6 protein-coding genes are annotated in these 4836 nt (G+C 66.3%); 4 read left to right on the forward strand and 2 right to left on the reverse strand.

Annotated features, from left to right (window positions below):
• The first annotated feature begins 84 nt into the window (after nucleotides 1-84).
• From I73_RS16605 to gltA, 3 genes are read left to right on the forward strand one after another with little or no spacing between them, the layout of a single operon-like run.
• Complete coding sequence (locus I73_RS16605; protein WP_026096847.1) at nucleotides 85-786, forward strand: succinate dehydrogenase iron-sulfur subunit; 702 nt, start codon at nucleotides 85-87, stop codon at nucleotides 784-786.
• Nucleotides 787-819: 33 nt separating this feature from the next.
• Nucleotides 820-1092, forward strand: coding sequence for a succinate dehydrogenase assembly factor 2 (locus I73_RS16610; protein WP_022981647.1), 273 nt, complete (start codon nucleotides 820-822; stop codon nucleotides 1090-1092).
• A gap of 27 nt (nucleotides 1093-1119) precedes the next feature.
• Entirely contained in the window at nucleotides 1120-2430 is a 1311-nt protein-coding gene (gene gltA, locus I73_RS16615; protein ID WP_022981648.1) for a citrate synthase, read from the forward strand.
• A gap of 95 nt (nucleotides 2431-2525) precedes the next feature.
• Here gltA and bla read toward each other — a convergent pair whose 3' ends face one another.
• The gene (gene bla, locus I73_RS16620; RefSeq protein ID WP_022981649.1) at nucleotides 2526-3419 is read right to left on the reverse strand and encodes a class A beta-lactamase; all 894 of its coding nucleotides are present in this window, start codon (nucleotides 3417-3419) and stop codon (nucleotides 2526-2528) included.
• A 100-nt stretch (nucleotides 3420-3519) separates the two neighbouring features.
• On the opposite strand from bla, the gene I73_RS16625 reads away from it, so the two are divergent.
• Nucleotides 3520-4398 carry a LysR family transcriptional regulator gene (locus tag I73_RS16625; protein ID WP_022981650.1) on the forward strand — a complete coding sequence of 293 codons (879 nt, stop codon included), beginning with the start codon at nucleotides 3520-3522 and terminating at the stop codon, nucleotides 4396-4398.
• On the opposite strand, the gene I73_RS16630 is transcribed toward I73_RS16625, so the two are convergent.
• Nucleotides 4386-4836, reverse strand: a 451-nt coding sequence (locus I73_RS16630) for a GntR family transcriptional regulator (protein ID WP_022981651.1), incomplete at its 5' end; no start/stop codon positions are given. The two genes, I73_RS16625 and I73_RS16630, sit on opposite strands and share 13 nt — an antisense overlap.

The following is a 4836-nucleotide window of genomic DNA, read 5'->3' on the forward strand; positions in this document are numbered from 1 at the left end:
CGGTGAACCTCAAGCCGCTCACCGTCGACAGCGTGCCGCCCAAGGTCCGTACCTTCTGAGCGTGCCCAAGGAGAATTTCACATGATCAAGCGCACCTTTCAGATCTACCGTTACGACCCGGACAAGGACGCCAAGCCCTACATGCAGACCATCGAGCTCGAGCTGCAAGGCAACGAGCGCATGCTGCTGGACGCCCTGATCAAGCTAAAGGAGGTCGATCCCTCGATCGCCTTCCGCCGCTCCTGCGCGAAAGGGGTTTGCGGTTCCGACGCGATGAACATCTGCGGCAAGAACGGCCTGGCCTGCCTGACCAATCTGCGCTCGCTGCCCGACACCATCGTGCTGCGTCCGCTGCCGGGCCTGCCCGTGATCCGCGACCTGATCGTGGACATGACGCAGTTCTTCAAGCAGTACCACTCGATCAAGCCCTATCTGCTCAACGACGCGCCGCCGCCCGAGAAGGAGCGCCTGCAGTCGCCGGAAGAGCGCGAGGAGCTCAACGGCCTGTACGAGTGCATTCTGTGCGCGAGCTGCTCGACGAGCTGCCCGAGCTTCTGGTGGAACCCCGACAAATTCGTCGGGCCGGCCGGCCTGCTGCAGGCCTACCGTTTCATCGCGGACAGCCGCGACGAGGCCACCGCGGAGCGACTGGACAACCTGGAAGATCCGTACCGGCTGTTCCGTTGTCACACCATCATGAATTGTGTTGACGTGTGCCCCAAGGGTCTGAACCCGACCAAGGCCATCGGCAAGATCAAGGAATTGATGGTGCGTCGCGCCGTCTGAGCACGCACCCTGGTCTGCGTGGAGCAAGCCCCTATGGATGACACCACCCGCGTGGAGCCTTCTGTCGTCAGCCGCCTGAAATGGAGCTGCCGCCGGGGCTTGCTTGAAAACGACCTGTTCATGGAACGCTTCTTCCGCCGCTACGAGGAGACATTGACGGCGCGGCAGGTCGAAGGACTTCAATTGCTGATGGATCTGGCGGACAACGACCTCTTGGACCTGCTGCTTGCGCGGAAGGACCCCGAGGGCCCCCTGGACATCCCGGTGGTACGGGATGTGCTGGTGCAGTTGCGCCAACCCACTTGATGGTTTTGAGTGAGAAAGGACCCGACGATGACTCCCTCCGACGTGAAAGCCACCCTGTCGTTTTCCGACGGCAGCCCCAGCATGGAACTGCCGATCTACAAGGGCACGATCGGGCCCGATGTGATCGACATCCGCAAGCTGTACGGCCAGACCGGCAAGTTCACCTACGACCCCGGCTTCCTGTCGACCGCTTCGTGCAACTCGACCATCACCTACATCGACGGTGACAAGGGCGAACTGCTGTACCGCGGCTACCCGATCGAACAGCTGGCCGTGAACTGCGACTACCTGGAAACCTGCTACCTGCTGCTGAACGGCGAACTGCCGAACGCTGCGCAGAAGAGCGAGTTCCAGGCGCGCGTGACCAACCACACGATGGTCAACGAGCAGATGCAGTTCTTCCTGCGTGGCTTCCGCCGCGACGCGCACCCGATGGCCGTGATGACCGGTCTGGTGGGCGCCCTGTCGGCCTTCTACCACGACAGCACCGACATCAATAACCCCGAGCACCGCGAGATCGCGGCGATCCGCCTGATCGCCAAGATGCCGACCCTGGTGGCGATGGCGTACAAGTACACCGTCGGTCAGCCCTACATCTATCCGAAGAACGACCTGTCCTACTCGGGCAACTTCCTGCGGATGATGTTTGCCACCCCGTGCGAAGAGTACAAGGTGAGCCCGGTCATCGAGCGCGCGCTGGACCGCATCTTCATCCTGCACGCCGACCACGAGCAGAACGCCTCGACCTCGACCGTGCGTCTGTGCGGTTCGTCGGGCACCAACCCGTTCGCCGCCATCGCCGCGGGCGTGGCCTGCCTGTGGGGCCCGGCCCACGGTGGCGCCAACGAAGCCTGCCTGAACATGCTGGAAGACATCCAGGCCATGGGCGGCGTGGCCAAGGTCGGTGAGTTCATGAACCAGGTGAAGGACAAGAACTCGGGCGTGCGCCTGATGGGCTTCGGTCACCGCGTCTACAAGAACTACGACCCGCGCGCCAAGCTGATGCAGGAAACCTGCAAGGAAGTGCTGCAGGAGCTGGGCCTGGAAAACGACCCGCTGTTCAAGCTGGCCATGGCCCTGGAGAAGATTGCGCTGGAAGACGACTACTTCGTCGCCCGCAAGCTGTACCCGAACGTGGACTTCTACTCGGGCATCGTGCAGCGCGCCATCGGCATCCCGGTGCCGCTGTTCACCGCCATCTTCGCGCTGGCCCGCACCGTGGGCTGGATCGCCCAGCTCAACGAGATGATCGCCGACCCCGAGTACAAGATCGGCCGTCCGCGTCAGCTCTTCGTGGGCTCGGCCAAGCGCGACGTCAAGCCGCTGGCACAGCGTTGATGCGCTCGGTGCGGGCCGGGCTCCGGCCCTCCCGCTCCGACCGCGCAAGGCCCCTCGGGGCCTTTTTTCTTGTCCGCTCGACAGGCCTCGGGCACTCAGGCCACTTGCCATCGGGGCAGCAGTCGCCCCAGATCGGCCAGGCAGGCCTGCTGCACGTCGCGCGGACTGCGGCAGTCGCTCAGAAAGGCCACCACCACCCAAGGGGCGGCCTGCCCGGGTGGCCAGACGATGGCCACATCGTTGCTGATGCCGTCACCCGTGCCGGTCTTGTCGCCGATCTGCCAGCCCGTCGGCAGGCCGGCGCGCAGACGCTGGGCGCCGGTGGTGCTGGCCTTCATCCAGGCCTGCAGCTGGGCCTGAACCGTCTTCGGCAGGCCGGCACCCAGGCACAGGCGCTGGACGGTGTCCGCCATCGTGGCGGGGGTCGTGGTGTCCCACTCGCCGGTCGGGTCCGCAAGGTTGAGATCGGGTTCGCTGCGATCCAGGCGTGTCTGGGTGTCGCCATGGGCGCGCAACCAGCGCGTCAGGCCGGCAGGGCCGCCTTGCGTCTTCAGCAGCAGCAGGGCGGCGGTGTTGTCGCTGGTGGTCATGGTGGCCTCGCACAGCTGGGCCACGCTCAGATGGCCGCGGCCCACGGCCTTCTTGGTCACGGGTGACCACTCGACCAGGTCGCCGCGCCCGAACGACAGCGGGCGATCGAGTCGCTCCTCACCGCGGGCGGCGCGCTCCAGCACCTGGGCGCACAGCAGCAACTTGAAGGTGCTGCACAGCAGGAAGCGCTCGTCGGCGCGGTGGAGCCAGCGGCGGCCACTGCCGGTGTCCAGTACCGCCAGGCCCAGGCGCCCTTTGGCGCGGGCTTCGATGTCCCGCAGGGCCTGCTGGAGGGCGGGTGACGGCGCCGGATTTTCCTGGGGCTCCAGCGGATTGGCCAGCGCAGATCCCAGGCAACCCAGGCCGAGCAGATGGGTCAGAAAGTCGCGTTTCTGCATGGTTCTCTCAGAGGTGAAGGTGGCCGAAGGTTAGGGACTGGAGGGCAACGGAACAAATGGGAAGAATGCAGGGGAGACCATCATTTTTTCAAGGTCAGCCATGGATCTGCCTCTCAATGCACTGCGGGCCTTCGCGGTGTCCGCCCGGCACCTGAACTTCGCCCGGGCCGCCGATGAACTGCACCTGAGTCCGACGGCGGTCAGCCAGCATGTCAAGAACCTCGAGGCGCGTTACGGGGTGCGGCTGTTCCACCGACTGCCAAGGGGACTGGCGCTGACCGACGAGGGGCGGGCCATCCTCCCGGCGGTGGCGGCCGCGTTCGAGCGCCTGGCCGAGAGCCTGCAGCAGCTCAAGGACGGCCGCCCCCGCGAGACCCTGACGCTCGGGGTGGTGGCCACCTATGCCGTGGGGTGGCTGTTGCCGCGGCTGGCCCAGTTTCAATCGGCTTGTCCGCATGTGGATTTGCGCCTGCAGACACACAACAACCGGGTGGATCTGGCGGCCGAGGGCCTGGATGCCGCCATCCGCTTCGGCGACGGGCATTGGCACGGCACCCGGGCCGTGCCCTTGCTCCAGGCCCCGCTGGCGCCGCTGTGCGCCCCGGCGCTGGCCGCGCGGCTGAAGCATCCGCAGGACCTGATGGACGTGCCGCTGCTGCGTTCGTATCGCGTCGATGAATGGGACCAATGGTGTGCGGTGGCGGGCGTGCCCGTGCCGCCGCTGCGCGGCATGGTGTTCGACAGTTCGCTGGCCCTGGCCGAGGCGGCAACCCTGGGGGCCGGGGTGGCGCTGCTGCCCACCGTGCTGTTCCAGCGGGATCTGGTGCAAGGGCGTCTGGTGCGTCCCTTCGACGTGGAGGTCTCGGTGGGGCGCTACTGGCTCACCCGCCTGGCCAGTCGCCCGCCCAGTCCCGCGCTGGCCAGCTTCGAAGCCTGGCTGACCGGGGATGCTCCGGCTGGTGACCCTCAGGCCGTCTGAGCCGCGGTCAGGCCATTGTCGAAGTGGGCCCGCATCAGCCGTGCGGCCTGCTCGGGCGCGCGTTGCTCCAGCGCCGTCAGCAGGGCCCGGTGCTCGGCCAGTGATTCCTCGATCCGCCCCTGCCGGAACAGCGAATGGTGGCGGTTGAGCTTCATCACCTTGCGCAGGTCGTTGACGATCTGCTCGCGCCAACGGTTGTGGGCCAGGGCCAGCAGCCGCATGTGGAAGCGCTCGTTGGTGCGGAAGAAGTCGTCCCGCTGTCCGACCTGCGCCTCCAGTTGCTCATGCAGTTGGCGCAACTCCGCCAGGTCGGCGTCGCTGGCCGTCTCGGCCACCTGGGCGGCGGCGTCGCTCTCCAGCAGGGCCAGCAGGCGGTAGACCTGGCTGACGTCCTGGGCCGACATCTCGGTGACATAGGCGCCGCGACGCATCTTCATG

It is taken from the genome of Ideonella sp. B508-1 (assembly GCF_000333615.1).
Taxonomy (GTDB): Bacteria; Pseudomonadota; Gammaproteobacteria; order Burkholderiales; family Burkholderiaceae_C; genus Ideonella.